The organism is Saccharopolyspora dendranthemae (assembly GCF_007829955.1).
Lineage (GTDB): Bacteria > Actinomycetota > Actinomycetes > Mycobacteriales > Pseudonocardiaceae > Saccharopolyspora > Saccharopolyspora dendranthemae.
In genome coordinates this window covers 40,401-54,887 of the sequence record NZ_VIWX01000004.1, presented here as the reverse complement: position 1 = coordinate 54,887, position 14,487 = coordinate 40,401, and the positions used below count along the sequence as shown (strand labels likewise).

The following is a 14,487-nucleotide window of genomic DNA, read 5'->3' as shown; positions in this document are numbered from 1 at the left end:
AGGGGAGTGGCGGCGACGGAGGTCAGAGCCAGCGGTAGCGGCGTTCCGGGCGGCCGGTTCCTCCGTAGCGGAGGCGAACCTCCGCCCGGCCGGTCTCGACGAAGTGCTCCAGGTACTTCCGGGCGCTGACCCGGGACAGCTCGGTGGTGTCGGCGCACTCGGTCGCCGACAGGTCACCGCCGTCCGCGGACTGATCGCGGAGGATTTCCTCGACGATGCGCGCGGTTTCGGGCGAGAGCCCCTTCGGCGGCGTGACGCCGCGGGCCCGCGTGCCGAAGAGGCGGTCGACGTCCTGCTGCGCCGCGGGGGAGTCGCCGGGCAGCTCGCCGAGCGCGCGGTGGACCGACCGGAAGCTCTCCAGCCGCTCCCGCAGCGCCTCGTAGCTGAACGGCTTGATCAGGTAGTGCAGCGCTCCGCCGTGGATCGCGCCGCGCACGGTGTCGAGGTCGCGGGCCGCGGTGATCACGATGACGTCGGGATCGGCGGAGGAGCGACCGCGCAGCTGGCGCAGCACGGACATGCCGTCGATGTCGGGCAGGTAGATGTCCAGCAGCACCAGGTCGGGGCGCAGTTCGTCGACGGCGACCACCGCGTCGGCCCCGGTGTGCGCGACGCCGACGACCTCGAATCCCTCGACCCGCGAGACGTACCCGCTGTGCACCTTGGCGACCATGAAGTCGTCGTCGACGACCAGAACTCTGATCATGCTCCCTCCCACGGCAGCCGCGCGGTGAACACCGCGCCGTCGGCGTTGTGCACCTCGACCGATCCACCGCGCTCGCGGCAGATCTGCCTGGTCAGCGCGAGACCCAGCCCGCGCTCGCCGCCACGGGCGGCCTTGGTGGTGAACCCGTGCCGGAACACCTCCTCGACGATCTCCGGAGCCACGCCAGGACCGGAATCGCGCACCACGACGGTGATCTCGTCGCTCTGCCGCAGCTCCACCTCGATCCACGCGTCCTTCGTGGACTCCAGCGCGTCGAGCGCGTTGTCGATGAGGTTGCCCAGCACGGTCACCACGTCGGCGGAGAGCTGCTCGTCGATCTCGCCGAGGAAGCCGCCCTCGTCCAGCCGCAGGCCCACACCTCGCTCGGCGGCGAGGCTCGCCTTGGCGATCAGCAGCGCGGCGGTGGCGGGATCGCGTACGCGCGAGGTGACCTCGGTGTGCCACTGCTCGCTGTGGTGGCTGATGCGCTGCACGTAGCGCTGCAGCTCGTCGTACTCGCCGAGCTCCACCAGCCCGGAGATGGTGTGCAGGCGGTTGGAGAACTCGTGGGTCTGGGCGCGCAGCGTGTCCGTGGTGTCGCGGTGCACCGCCAGCTCGCGCTGCAGGTCGACGAGTTCGGTGCGGTCTCGCATGGTCACCACCGCGCCGACCGAGGAGATCGGCATCCGGTTGAGCACCACGACCCGTCCTCGTCGCAGCACGATCTGGTCGACGCCGTCGGAGCGCCCGGTGAGCACGTCCCGGGCGCGATCCCCCAGTGCCAGGTCGTCGATGTCGCGGCCGAGGCAGTCCTGCGGCAGCGCCAGCAGCCGCAGCGCCTGGTCGTTGACCAGCGTGATCCGGTTCTGCTCGTCCACGCCGACGACGCCCTCGCGCACGCCGTGCAGGAGCGCTTCGCGGTGCTCGACCAGCCGGGTGATCTCCTGCGGTTCCAGGCCCAGGGTTTGCCGCTTGACCCGGCGTGCCAGCAGCACCGAACCCGCGATGCCCAGGAACGCGGCGAACGACAGCAGCGCGAGCGGGTTCTCGGGTGCTTGGCGCAGGCCTTGCAGGAGGTCGGGCGTGTTGCGGCCGGCCGCGACGATCCCGATGATGCGCGCGTTGGTGGAGACGACCGGAACCTGGGCCACGAGCGTGTCCGTGCCGTCCGCCGAGACCTCGCCCACCCAGGCCGAACCGTCGAGCACGCTCGACTCGCCCAGCGGCAGCGGTTGCCCGCGCTGACCCGGATCGGGCGAGGTCAGCACGATGCCGCGGGCGTCGGCGATGATCACCTGATCGGCACCGGAGAGGCTGCGCGCGCTCTCGGCGAGGATCGGCAGCGCGTCGCGCCGGTAGGGGTCTCCCAGGCTCGCCCGGACGGTCTCGGTCGCGGCCACGTCCTCGGCGACCGACAGCATCTTGCGACCCTCGCTCGCCCGGAACGCGGCGTCGCTCTGCGACACGGAGTAGACGGCGACGGTGCCGAGCAGCACCAGGATGATCAGCAGCTGCCAGCTCAGCAGCTGCCGCGACAAGCTCCCCTGCACACGCAGCACCGCGCACCTCCTAGCCGGGAACGGTAACCGCTCGCGGCCCGGCCGCCGCAAAGCACCTGCTCAAAACGGACAGCGCCGCTACCAGGCGATCCGGGTTCCGCTGCTTGCGCGCGAATTCCGCCTTCGTCGCCACCGTGGGCTAGGGGTCGTTTCAGAGTGCGGCGGAGCCGCTGTTTCAGGTGTGGGACTCAGCCGGCACCGCCGCGGGTTCTGACACGTCGTCTGGCGAGTACGCCGCGACGCCGTGTATTGGCATACATCAGGAGTGGCGCACGGAGTCCAGACGGCGTGTCAGGTTCCGCTACCCGCACCGCCACGCAAGGTGATTCTGATGAAACGACTGCTTACACAAGTTTCGGAAGTGTCGTTAGGTGATTAAGGGAGACACGGCGTCGTGCGGGCGTGCAGCATGAGCCGGCTCACGTTCCGACCACAATGGAGAGGCGGGATCGCCCGTGCGGCTACGCAGCGCGCTGGCTGTGATCGCAGCCGTGCTGCTGGTGCTCCTGGTGCCACCACTGATCAGCACCAGCGGTGACAGCAGCGCCGAAGCGCAAATCCGGGGACTGCGGATGCTCGTCCCCAACTCGCCCGGCGGCGGGTACGACATCACAGCCCGGACCGCGGTCAAGGCGATGGAGGACGCCGGGCTGCAGGACAACACCGAGGTGTTCAACCTCCCCGGCGCCGGCGGCACCGTCGGGCTGGGGCGCGTGGTCAACGAGCGCGGCAACGGCAAGCTCGCCATGTCGATGGGACTGGGCGTGGTCGGCAGCGTCTACACCAACCACTCCCCGGTGTCGTTGGCGGACATCACGCCGATCGCGAAGCTCGTCGAGGAATCCAACGTGATCGTGGTCGGCAAGGACTCGCCCTACCGGAGCCTCGACCAGCTCATCAACGATTGGAAGGCCCACCCGGGTGAGGTCCCGGTCGGTGGTGGTTCGTCCCCGGGCGGACCCGACCACCTGGCGCCGATGCTCATGGCCAAGGCCATCGGCCTGCAGCCCAAGCAGGTCAACTACGTGCCCTTCGACGGTGGCGGTGAGCTGCTCGCCTCGGTGCTCGGCGGCAAGGTCGCCTTCGGCGTCTCCGGCATCGGTGAGTACCGCGACCAGATCGAAGCCGGTGAACTGCGCGTGCTGGCGGTGACCGGCCCGGAGCGGCTGCCCGGTGTGAACGCGCCGACGCTGCTCGAGTCCGGTGTGGACGTCAACTTCACCAACTGGCGCGGCATCGTCGCTCCGCCCGAGATGAACGAGCGGGACCGGGCCAAGCTCGTGTCGCTGTTCGAGCGCCTCAACGGGACCCCGGAGTGGAAGGAAGCCATGCAGCGCAACGGCTGGACCGAGGCGTTCCAGCCGGGACCGCAGTTCGGTGAGTTCCTGGCGCAGGAGAACGACCGGGTGGCCACGGTGCTCAAGGAGTTGGGACTGGCATGACCGAAACCGCGACCACGACCCCGGAAACCCCCGAGTCGCCGAAGCGGAACTGGCTGCGGGAGCACTCCGAGCTGGGCATCTGCGTGCTGCTGGCGCTGCTGGGCGTTCTGGTGCTCGCCGACGCCGCGTCGATCTCGGCCGACTTCACCCAGCGCGGCCCGGTCGGACCGAAGACCGTGCCGTTCCTCATCGGCGGTCTGCTGCTGGTCGTCTCGGTGCTGCTGGCGCGCGACGTGCTGCGCGGCGGGCGAGGTGAGTCCGAGACCGGCGAGGACGTCGACCTGTCGGCGCCCAGCGACTGGCGGACGGTGCTGCTGCTGTCTGCGTCGTTCCTGGCGAACGCGGTGCTGATCAACGTCATCGGGTTCCCGCTGTCCGGGATGATCCTGTTCTGGGGCTGCTCCTACGCGCTGGGAAGCCGCAACGCCGTGCGGGATCCGCTGCTGGCGGCGGTGCTCTCGGTGGCGACGTACTTCGTGTTCAACAACCTGCTCGGTGTCCCCCTGCCCGGCGGCCCGCTGATGGGGGTGCTGTAACAGATGGAATCGCTGAACCTTCTCCTCGACGGTTTCGCCACCGCGCTGACCCCGATGAACCTGGTGTGGGCGGCGCTCGGCGTGCTGCTGGGCACCGCCATCGGCGTGCTTCCCGGGATCGGGCCGGCGATGGCGGTCGCGCTGCTGCTGCCCGTCACCTACGCGCTGGAACCGACGAGCGCCTTCATCATGTTCGCCGGCATCTACTTCGGCGGCATGTTCGGCGGGTCGACGACGTCGATCCTGCTGAACACGCCGGGGGAGAGCTTCTCGGTGATCGCCGCGCTCGAGGGAAACCCGATGGCCCGCAAGGGGCGTGGCGCTCAGGCGCTCGCGACGGCGGCGGTCGGGCACTTCATCGGCGCGATCGTCGGCCTGACCCTGCTGGTGCTGCTGGCCCCGACCGTGGCGTCGCTCGCGGTGGACATCGGCGCGCCCGATTACCTGGCGATCACGGTCCTGGCGTTCATCGCCATCACCTCGGTGCTCGGCAAGTCCCGGATCCGCGGATTCGCCTCGCTGCTCATCGGTTTGACGATCGGGATCATCGGCCTCGACGAGATGACCGGTCAGCAGCGGTTGACCTTCGGCATGCTGCACCTGGCCGACGGCATCGACGTCGTCCTCGTCGCGGTGGGGCTGTTCGCCATCGGCGAGTCGCTGTGGGTCGCCGCGCACCTGCGGCGCAGCAACGCGGCACCGATCCCGGTCGGGCGCGCGCTGCTGACGGGTTCCGACGTGCGGCGCACCTGGAAGCCGTGGCTGCGCGGCCCGTTCATCGGGTTCCCGTTCGGCGCGATTCCCGCTGGTGGAGCGGAGATCCCGACGTTCCTGTCCTATGTGGCCGAACGTCGTCTGTCCAAGCACCGCGACGAGTTCGGCAAGGGCGCCATCGAGGGCGTGGCCGGACCTGAGGCGGCGGCGAGCGCGTCCGCTGCCGGCACCATGGTGTCGATGCTGACGCTGGGTCTGCCGACCACGGCGGTGGCGGCGGTGATGCTGGCCGCGTTCCAGCAGTACGGCATCCAGCCGGGTCCGCTGCTGTTCGCGCGCGAGTCGGAACTGGTCTGGGCGCTGATCGCGAGCATGTTCATCGGCTCCGTGCTGCTGCTGGTGCTGAACCTGCCGCTGGCGCCGGTCTGGGCGAAGCTGCTGCAGATCCCGAGGCCGTACCTGTACGCGGGCATCCTGTTCTTCGCCAGCGTCGGTGCCTACGCGATCGGCGGTGAGCCGCTCGACCTGGTGCTGCTGTTCGTGATCGGGCTGATCGGCTTCGCCATGCGCCGGTACGGCCTGCCGGTCCTGCCGGCGATCATCGCGGTGATCCTCGGACCGACCTCGGAGCAGCAGATGCGGCGGGCGCTGCAGATCAGCGATGGCAGCCTCAGCGGATTGGTCAACACCCCGTTCGCGATCACGGTCTACTGCATCGTCGCGCTGATCCTCGTCTGGCCCTTGCTCGCTCGTCTCCTGCCCCGGCGCGAGGCGAAGCCGCAAGAACCCCAAGAGGGGGAGAGGGTCGACGCCTGACCCCCGAGGCGTCTCCCTCCGGTGGCCCGGTCGAACTCCCCCCGTCCGACCGGGTCACCTCGCGGTTTCCGCTGCTGGCGGGCAAGATCGAGCGCGCGCCCGAACGACGTGGCACGACCTCGAATCCAATTTGGCCGGAAACCCGGAAAAAGTCCCGGCGGCGGATCCGGGGTTTCCCGGCGCGACCGGTGAATGTCCGCAGGGCACGGGGATCAGCGCGGGTTGCGCGGAGTTACTACACTGATCGAGGTGGTGGACTATCGGATCGACGACCTCGCTCGCACTGCGGGAACAACGGTGCGCAACGTGCGCGTCTACCAGGACCGCGACCTCCTGCCGCCACCTCGCAAGGAAGGCCGCACGGCGATCTACTCCGACGCGCACCTGACCCGGCTCAAGCTGATCATCAGCATGCTGGAGCGGGGATACGCGTTCGCCCAGATCAAGGAGATGATCGGCGCCTGGGAGTCGGGCCGCAGCCTGGGTGAGGTGCTCGGCCTGGAAGAGGTAGTCGCGGACCGGACCTGGGCCGTGGAGAAGCCGCGCTCGGTGACGCTCGGCGAGTTGCGCAGGAACTTCGGTTCGCAGATCACCCCGAGCGTGGTCAAGCGGGTCATCGACCTCGGGATCCTGGAGCGTCGTGGACGCGGATTCGTCACCACGAGCCCCCTGCTCTACGACGCGGCCGTGGACATGGTCGCCCTCGGCATTCCGCTCGGCGAGACGCTGACGATCGCCGAGGACATGCTCAGCAAGGTCGGCGAGCTCGGTGACGACCTCGCCGGCCTGGTCAAGGAGCACGTCGTGACGCGCGTGGCGACCGTCGAGGAAGCCGCTCCGTTCTACGGCGACGTCATGGACCGGCTGCGCCCGCTGGTGTTCAACGCGCTGCAAGCGGCGGCCATCCGCTCCGCCGAACGGCTCATCCCGGCGGTGGTCGGGGAGCGCATGGCCGACGTCATGGCTCAGACGCGCGTTCCGGAGGGAAGCCAGGAACCTTCCCGGGGCTGAGCCGTCCGCGCCCCGCTCGAATCGACCCGTTCCACCGCTCCCTGGTCCAGTGTGGACCGATGTCGTCCTGATCGGTTCAGCTCGGCGGAGAGTGCGGTCAGAGCCTCAGGTCGAAGTGCCCATCCGGCTGGTGTGACGGGGTTTCAGCGGAGTTCAGCCCGCGAATGCCGCCGATTTCCTGGTTCTGGTCGTCGTCGCCGCCAGGAAGGGGCGTTCGGCCCGGATGCCATCATTACCCTGCAAGGACTGGCGGACGGTCCGTGCGGACGCGGGTCCGGTCGCCATCCTCGATGAGCTGGAAGGCGCGAGAACATGACAGCGAACCCGGCCGGGTGGCGAGCTTCGTCGCGGTCTCAGAACGTGAGTTCCCGCGTCGAGGTAGGCCCGTTGAGACCCGGTGTTGCCGTGCGGAATTCGAGGCACCAGGACGGTGTGTACCTGACGACTTCAGCGGAGCAGTGGAGGTCGTTCCTCACCGCGGTCAAGACCGGGCGTTTCGACCGATGACGTGCGAAGGGGCTCCTCCCGATCGAATCGGAGGAGCCCCTTCGCACGTTCTGCCTCAGTTCTTGCCGAAACCCGCCCTGCGGAGGGCGTCGGCCATGGAGCCGCTCGGGGCGTCGTTGCGCTGACGACCACCGCCGCGGTTCTGCTTGCCCCCGCCGTTGCCGCCGCGGGGACCACCGTCGTTGCGGTTGCCGCCGCCGTTGCCGCCGCGCGGGGCGTTGCCCCTGCCGCCGCCCGCTCGGGAGCCCTGCTCGGCTCGTTCCGGCTTGACGCCCTTGCCCGGCTCGTCGTCCAGCCGCAGCGTCAACGAGATCCGCTTGCGCGGGATGTCGACGTCGAGGACCTTCACGCGGACGATGTCACCGGACTTGACCACGTCGTGCGGGTCGTTGACGAAGTTCTTCGACATGGCGGAGACGTGCACCAAGCCGTCCTGGTGGACGCCCACGTCGACGAACGCGCCGAACGCGGCGACGTTGGTGACCACGCCCTCCAGCGTCATGCCCTGCTGGAGATCGGCGATCTTCTCCACGCCCTCCGCGAACGTCGCGGTCTTGAACTCCGGACGCGGGTCGCGGCCCGGCTTGTCGAGCTCGGCGAGGATGTCGGTGACCGTCGGCAGACCGAACTGCTCGTCCACGAAGTCCTGCGGGCTCAACTGCTTGAGCAGCGTCGCGTTGCCGATCAGCGATCCGATCTCGCTGCTGGTGCTGGACAGGATGCGGTGCACCACCGGGTAAGCCTCGGGGTGCACGGCGGAGGAGTCCAGCGGGTCGTCGCCGTCGGGAATCCGCAGGAAGCCCGCGCACTGCTCGAACGCCTTCGGGCCCAGCCGCGCCACGTCCTTGAGCGCCTTGCGGTCGCGGAACGGACCGTTGCCGTCCCGGTGTCCCACGATGTTGGCCGCGAGCGTGTCGCTGATGCCCGACACCCGGGTCAGCAGCGGCGCGGACGCGGTGTTGACGTCCACGCCGACGGCGTTCACGCAGTCCTCGACCACCGCGTCCAGCGAGCGCGACAGCTTCGACTCGGAGACGTCGTGCTGGTACTGGCCGACGCCGATGGACTTCGGGTCGATCTTGACCAGCTCGGCCAGCGGGTCCTGGAGCCTGCGGGCGATCGAGACCGCGCCGCGCAGCGACACGTCCATGTCCGGCAGCTCGCGCGAGGCGTAGGCGGACGCGGAGTAGACCGACGCACCGGCCTCGGAGACCGAGACCTTGCTGAGCTTGAGCTCGGGGTGCTTGGTGATCAGCTCGCCGGCCAGCTTGTCGGTCTCCCGCGAGGCCGTGCCGTTGCCGATGGCGATCAGGTCCACGTCGTGCTGCTGGGCGAGCGCGGCCAGCTTGGCCAGCGCCTGGTCCCACTGCCGCTGCGGCTGGTGCGGGAAGATCGTGTCGGTGGTCACCACCTTGCCGGTGCCGTCGACGATCGCGACCTTGACACCGGTGCGGTAGCCCGGGTCGAGACCCATGGTGGCGCGCGAACCCGCGGGCGCGGCCAGCAGCAGGTCGCGGAGGTTCGCGGCGAACACCCGGACGGCCTCGTCCTCGGCGTGCTGGCGCATCCGCAGTCGCAGGTCGACGCTCAGCCGGGTCAGCACCCGGGTGCGCCAGGCCCAGCGGACCACGTCCGAGAGCCACTTGTCGGCCGGACGGCCCTGCGCGGAGATCCCGAACTGCTGGGCGATCCGCAGCTCGTAGGGCGTCGGGCCTTCCACCGGGGTGCCGTCGTCGGGTTCCAGCGAGAGCTCCAGCGCCTCCTCGTTCTCACCGCGGAACAGCGCGAGGATGCGGTGCGAGGGCAGGTCGGTGAACGCCTCGTCGAACTCGAAGTAGTCGGCGAACTTCGCGCCCTCCTCCTGCTTGCCCTCGCGGACCTTGGAGACGATCCGGCCGCGCGTCCAGACCTGTTCGCGCAGCTCACCGATCAGGTCGGCGTCCTCGGAGAAGCGCTCCACGAGGATCGAGCGGGCGCCGTCCAGCGCGCCCTGGGTGTCGGCGACGCCCTTCTCGGCATCGACGAAACCCTCTGCGGTGGTCTGCGGATCGTTGCTCGGATCCGAGAGCAGCTGGTCGGCAAGGGGTTCCAGACCGGCCTCGATGGCGATCTGGGCCTTGGTGCGCCGCTTGGGCTTGTAGGGGAGGTAGATGTCCTCCAGGCGCGCCTTCGAATCGGCGGCGTTGATCTGGGTTTCGAGCTCGTCGGTGAGCTTGTCCTGCGAGCGGATCGACTCCAGCACCGTGGCGCGCCGCTCTTCGAGTTCGCGCAGGTAGCGCAACCGTTCTTCGAGCGTGCGCAGCTGGGCGTCGTCGAGTGCCCCGGTCACTTCCTTCCGGTAGCGCGCGATGAAGGGCACGGTCGACCCGCCGTCGAGCAACTCGACAGCAGAGGCCACCTGGCCTTCGCGGGCTCCGAGTTCCTCGGCGATCTTCTGATGAACAGTCGTCACGTTTCCTGGTTCCGCCTTCTCTGCGATCTTCGCCAGATCCGATCGAGCATTGTGCCCGACGGGAGTCCAGCGCAACCGTGCCACTCGGCCCGGCGTGTCGGTTCGGCCGGGGTCGTTCGCGATCCGTTGGACCGTACCGATTTCGAGCCTCTGTGACCCTTGTCCCACGGAGATCGCGACTGTATACAGTTGTGGACAGTCCGTTCGACGGTGAACGAGGCGAACGATGCGGCACTCTCCGGCGACAGTGATCCCCTGGGCGGTGGCGGTGCTGCTCACCTGCGCCGTCGTGGCCACCGCACCCGCCGAGCAGCGGCAGGGGAGCCCCGTCGCTCAGGTGCTCGGCGACCGGCAGCTGCGGCTGATGGCACCGGCCGCGCCCGGCGGCGGATGGGACCAGACCGCGCGCGAGATGCAGAACTCCCTGCAGGACCTCGTCGGGCGCACCGAGGTCTACAACGTCAACGGCGCGGGCGGGACGATCGGGCTCAGCCAGTTCGTCCGCTACCAGGCAGATCCGGCCCAGCTGCTGGTGACCGGGCTGATCATGGTCGGCGCCGTCAAGGCCAACGACTCACCGGTCTCGCTCGAGAACACCACTCCTCTGATCCGGCTGACCACCGACGCCGAAGTCATCGCGGTGCCGCAGGACTCGCCGATCCGCTCGCTGTCGGACCTCACGGCTCGGATGCGCGGCGACCTCCGAGCGGTGTCCATCGCGGGAGGCTCGGCCGGCGGCGCCGAGCACATCCTGGCCGGCCTGCTCGCCCAGGCCACCGGCGCCGACCCCGCGCAGCTCTCCTACGTCGCGCACTCCGGCGGCGGCGAACTGCTCAGCACCGCGCTGTCCGGGCGGGCGACCATCGCGATCTCCGGCGTCTCCGAGCTCGAACCGCAGATCACATCCGGGCAGATGCGGGCGCTGGCGGTCTCCAGCGCGCAACGCGCACCCACGTTGCCCGACGTGCCGACGCTCCAGGAGAGCGGGCTGGACGTGCAACTGGACAACTGGCGCGGAGTCGTCGCCCCGAAGGGCATCTCCGCCGAGCAGGAGCGGGCTCTGGAGCAGGCGCTGCTGGAGATGACCCGGTCGCCGAAGTGGCGCGAGACGCTCGCCGAGCAGGGGTGGGGCGACGCGACCCTGGGAGGCCCCGAGTTCGAGACCTTCCTGCGCGCCGAACAGGACCGGGTTGCCGACGTGCTCTCCAAGATCGGGTTGGGGTGATGGCCGTGCAGGACCGGCGAACCGCGCTCGCCACCGGGCTCTTCGGGGTCCTGATGCTGCTCGCAGCGGTGGTGCTGGTCGTCGACGCGATGCGGTTGCCCGACCAGGGCTCGGCGATGGGGCCCGCGGTGATGCCGGTCATCGTCGCCGTGCTGCTGGCCGCGGTCGGGATCGGTCTGGCGGTGCGGTCCGGGAGGCAGCTGCCCCGAGCCGAGCGGGACGAGCGCACCGGCGCCTGGTGGCGGGTGGTCGGCCTGGTGGCCGCGCTGCTGGCGTTTGCCGCACTGCTGCCGGTGGTCGGGTACGTGCTCGCGGCGACCGGGCTGTTCGTGGCCGCAGCACTGCTGCTCGGAGCTCCTCGCCGCTGGGTCGTGCTGGCCTACGGGTGGGCGCTCGCCGCGGCGGTGTTCCTCGTCTTCGACCGGCTCATCGGATTGAGCCTGCCCAGCGGACCTTGGGGTTTCTAGGTGGAACAGATCGGACTGCTGCTCGAGGGGTTCGGCAACGCCCTCACGCCCGGGCACCTGCTGTGGGCGCTGGTGGGCGTGACCATCGGCACGGCCGTGGGTGTGCTTCCCGGCATCGGGCCCGCGCTGACCGTGGCGCTGCTGCTGCCCATCACCTTCCGGCTCGAAGCCTCCAGCGCGCTCATCCTGTTCTCCGGCATCTACTACGGCGGGATGTACGGCGGGTCGACCACCTCGATCCTGCTCAACACTCCCGGTGAGAGCGCCTCGATGGTCTCCGCGCTGGAGGGCAACAAGATGGCGCGGTCCGGACGCGCCGCAGCGGCGCTGGCCACCGCAGCGCTCGGCAGCTTCGTCGCCGGGACCATCGGGACCCTCGGCCTGACCTTCCTCGCGCCGGTGGTTGCCGGGTTCGCCACCAGCTTCGGGCCGCCCGAGTACGTGGCGCTGATGGCGGTGGCGTTCGTGACGGTCAGCGCGCTGCTCGGCCCGGACCTGCTCAAGGGCGTCGCGAGCCTGCTGGTCGGGGTAGCGGTCGGTCTGGTGGGCATCGATTCGCAGACAGGTCAGCCCCGGCTGACGTTCGGCGTGGACTCGCTGCTGGACGGCGTCGACGTGGTCATCGTGGTGATCGCGTTGTTCGCGCTCAGCGAGTCCTTCGGGCACCTGCTCAGCGGGACCGGGGCCTCGACCGTGCAACCGCTGCGCGAGCGCGTCGTGCTGTCCCGCTCCGACCTCCGCCGTTCCTGGCCGGCGTGGCTGCGCGGGACCGCGCTGGGCTTCCCGATCGGGAGCCTGCCCGCGGGCGGCGCGGAGGTGCCGACGTTCCTGAGCTACAGCGTCGAGCGGAAGCTGACCAAGCACCCCGAGGAGTTCGGGCACGGCGCCATCGAAGGCGTGGCCGGGCCAGAAGCCGCCAACAACGCCGCGTCGGCGGGCGTGCTGGTCCCGCTGCTGACGATCGGGCTGCCGACCTCGGCGACGGCGGCCGTCATCCTCACCGCCTTCCAGTCCTACGGGCTGCAACCCGGGCCGGAGCTCTTCGAGGAGTCCGGGCCGCTGGTGTGGACGCTCATCGCCAGCCTCTACATCGGCAACCTGATGCTGCTGGTGCTCAACCTCCCGCTGGTGCGGCTGTGGGCCACGCTGCTGACGATCCCCGCCTACGGCATCTACGCCGGGGTGCTGGTCTTCGCCACGCTCGGCACCTACGCCGCCGGTGGGACGACGGTCGACCTCGTGGTGCTGTGCGTGCTGGGGCTGCTGGGCCTGGTGATGCGGCTGGCGGACGTCCCGGTCGCTCCTGCGGTGGTCGGCCTGATCCTGGGGCCCATCGCCGAGCAGCAGCTCCGCCGCGCGCTGACCATCTCCGAGGGCGACCTCTCGATCCTGTTCTCGGGCCCCATCGCCCTCGCCCTCTGGGCCGTGGCCGCCCTGGCCCTGCTCATCGCGATCGCCGCTCCACTGCGCCGCACCCTGACGGGCGGTAGCCGGTGACGGGCGGTGACCGACGACGGGCGGTGACGGGCACGGGGTGGTTGTGGTCCGAACTGTCCCGACGAAACGGACATTGATCATGGACGGTTCGGACCAGAACTGCCTCCCGCCCGCGGCTCGCCCCAGGCGGAGGCCGGTGGAGCGTTCGCGTGGGGCGGTGACCGGGCGGGGTCGTGATGTGGTTAGGATTCGGCCAGCCCTGGGGGCGACTCACGGCGAGTAGCCGGATATGTGGGCAGTGATACCCAATGGGGTGAACCTAGGTAGTCGCCTAGGTATAAACCTCGATGGCAGGACACTCTCCGTCGCGGAGTGTGGGGCTCGTGAAACCCGAGACCCCCGACCACAGCAGATCCCCCGAAAGCAACGACCACGTCTCGACCCCGAAGCACGAGGCGAACGAGCGCGGCTGGCAGGCCAAGGCGACTGGCGTCGACGACGCCCTGCGCACGGCAGTGGATCGCGTGCGGCCGGCGGCGCACCGCGTCGGCCAGTGGCTCGCGCCGCTGATCCAGCGCCTGATGCAGTGGCTGACCCCGCTGCTGCAGCGCGTGCAAGACGCCCCCGCTGTGCGGCGCCTCCGGGAGAGGGTTGCGCCGCACGTCCCCGACTCCGTCAAGAACGCCCCCCGACTGCGCTCCATGCAGGTGGGAGCCGGCATCGCAGCCGTCGGCATCGTCGGCCTGATCATCGGCGGCCTCGCCGGCGGTGACGACCGCGACGTCGAGGAAGCCGCGATGGCCTCCCCCATGGAGCAGAAGAAGGCCGAGAACCCGCAGACCCGCGCGGAGACCACGTCCGGCGACAACACGCAGGACGCCCCGCTGGGCCCGCCGGTCGAAGGCATCGACGTTTCCAACCACAACGGGAACATCGACTGGAAGAAGGTCGCCGGCGACAACAAGAAGTTCACCTTCGTGCTCGCCAGTGACGGCACCGACTTCGCCAACCCGAAGTACTCCGAGCAGTACCACGGCGCCAAGGACGCGGGCCTGATCGCAGGTGCCTACCACTTCGCGCGGCCGGACGACTCCGACGGTGCGACCCAGGCGAACCGGTTCCTGGACATCATGGACTACCAGAACGACGGCAAGACCCTGCCTCCGGTGCTCGACCTCGAGGTCGACCCGAACGGCGGCAGCTGCTACGACATGAGCGTCGACCAGATGCACCAGTGGACCAAGGCGTTCAACGACACGGTCAAGCAGCGCACCGGCAAGGACCCGATCATCTACGCGAACCCGTCCTTCTGGAAGCAGTGCATGGGAAGCACCGACACCTTCAGCAACCACAACCTGTGGCTGGCTGCTTACGAGGTCGACAGCCCCACGGTGCCCAAGGGCTTCCAGGACTGGGACTTCTGGCAGTACACCGACAAGGGCAACGTCGCCGGCGTCGGCGGCAACACCGACATCAACCAGTACAAGGAAGGCATCGAGCGCCTCAAGGAGCTCGCCGGCTGACCGAGTGCTGAATCCCGGAGAGCGGGTCGTCCATCACATGGGCGGCCCGCTCTTTCGCGCGTGCGGGGGAAAGGTGGCCGCGGCCGGTTTGC

The 14,487-nt window shown here is 69.5% G+C and carries 12 protein-coding genes; 9 read left to right on the top strand and 3 right to left on the bottom strand.

Going from position 1 to position 14,487, the window contains the following annotated elements; genetic code table 11:
- Positions 1-22: 22 nt before the first annotated feature.
- Complete coding sequence (locus FHU35_RS19010; protein ID WP_145741638.1) at positions 23-706, bottom strand: response regulator; 684 nt, start codon at positions 704-706, stop codon at positions 23-25.
- Positions 703-2,265 carry a sensor histidine kinase gene (locus FHU35_RS19005; protein WP_425474157.1) on the bottom strand — a complete coding sequence of 521 codons (1,563 nt, stop codon included), beginning with the start codon at positions 2,263-2,265 and terminating at the stop codon, positions 703-705. The genes FHU35_RS19010 and FHU35_RS19005 overlap by 4 nt, the downstream gene beginning before the upstream one ends.
- A gap of 455 nt (positions 2,266-2,720) precedes the next feature.
- Between FHU35_RS19005 and FHU35_RS19000 the strand changes: the two genes are divergently transcribed.
- From FHU35_RS19000 to FHU35_RS18980, 5 genes are all read left to right on the top strand, one after another.
- Complete coding sequence (locus tag FHU35_RS19000; RefSeq protein WP_145741636.1) at positions 2,721-3,707, top strand: Bug family tripartite tricarboxylate transporter substrate binding protein; 987 nt, start codon at positions 2,721-2,723, stop codon at positions 3,705-3,707.
- Positions 3,704-4,243, top strand: a complete 540-nt coding sequence (locus FHU35_RS18995; RefSeq protein ID WP_145741634.1) for a tripartite tricarboxylate transporter TctB family protein — start codon at positions 3,704-3,706, stop codon at positions 4,241-4,243. The genes FHU35_RS19000 and FHU35_RS18995 overlap by 4 nt, the downstream gene beginning before the upstream one ends.
- A 3-nt stretch (positions 4,244-4,246) precedes the next feature.
- Positions 4,247-5,773: a tripartite tricarboxylate transporter permease gene (locus tag FHU35_RS18990; RefSeq protein WP_145741631.1), complete on the top strand. Its 1,527-nt coding sequence runs from the start codon at positions 4,247-4,249 to the stop codon at positions 5,771-5,773.
- A gap of 249 nt (positions 5,774-6,022) precedes the next feature.
- Complete coding sequence (locus tag FHU35_RS18985) at positions 6,023-6,784, top strand: MerR family transcriptional regulator (protein WP_145741629.1); 762 nt, start codon at positions 6,023-6,025, stop codon at positions 6,782-6,784.
- 312 nt (positions 6,785-7,096) lie between these two features.
- Positions 7,097-7,291, top strand: coding sequence for a DUF397 domain-containing protein (locus tag FHU35_RS18980; protein ID WP_145741627.1), 195 nt, complete (start codon positions 7,097-7,099; stop codon positions 7,289-7,291).
- A 55-nt stretch (positions 7,292-7,346) separates the two neighbouring features.
- Here FHU35_RS18980 and FHU35_RS18975 read toward each other — a convergent pair whose 3' ends face one another.
- Entirely contained in the window at positions 7,347-9,743 is a 2,397-nt protein-coding gene (locus tag FHU35_RS18975; protein ID WP_145741625.1) for a Tex family protein, read from the bottom strand.
- A 226-nt stretch (positions 9,744-9,969) separates the two neighbouring features.
- On the opposite strand from FHU35_RS18975, the gene FHU35_RS18970 reads away from it, so the two are divergent.
- The 4 genes from FHU35_RS18970 (at position 9,970) to FHU35_RS18955 (ending at position 14,395) form a co-directional block, all read left to right on the top strand.
- On the top strand, positions 9,970-10,968 hold the full coding sequence (locus tag FHU35_RS18970; RefSeq protein WP_145741623.1) for a tripartite tricarboxylate transporter substrate binding protein: 999 nt from the start codon (positions 9,970-9,972) through the stop codon (positions 10,966-10,968).
- The gene (locus FHU35_RS18965; RefSeq protein WP_145741619.1) at positions 10,968-11,435 is read left to right on the top strand and encodes a tripartite tricarboxylate transporter TctB family protein; all 468 of its coding nucleotides are present in this window, start codon (positions 10,968-10,970) and stop codon (positions 11,433-11,435) included. The genes FHU35_RS18970 and FHU35_RS18965 overlap by 1 nt, the downstream gene beginning before the upstream one ends.
- A complete protein-coding gene (locus tag FHU35_RS18960) occupies positions 11,436-12,932 on the top strand; it encodes a tripartite tricarboxylate transporter permease (RefSeq protein ID WP_222429432.1) in 1,497 nt (498 codons plus the stop codon).
- 323 nt (positions 12,933-13,255) lie between these two features.
- On the top strand, positions 13,256-14,395 hold the full coding sequence (locus FHU35_RS18955) for a GH25 family lysozyme (RefSeq protein WP_246110417.1): 1,140 nt from the start codon (positions 13,256-13,258) through the stop codon (positions 14,393-14,395).
- The last annotated feature ends 92 nt before the right edge of the window (positions 14,396-14,487 follow it).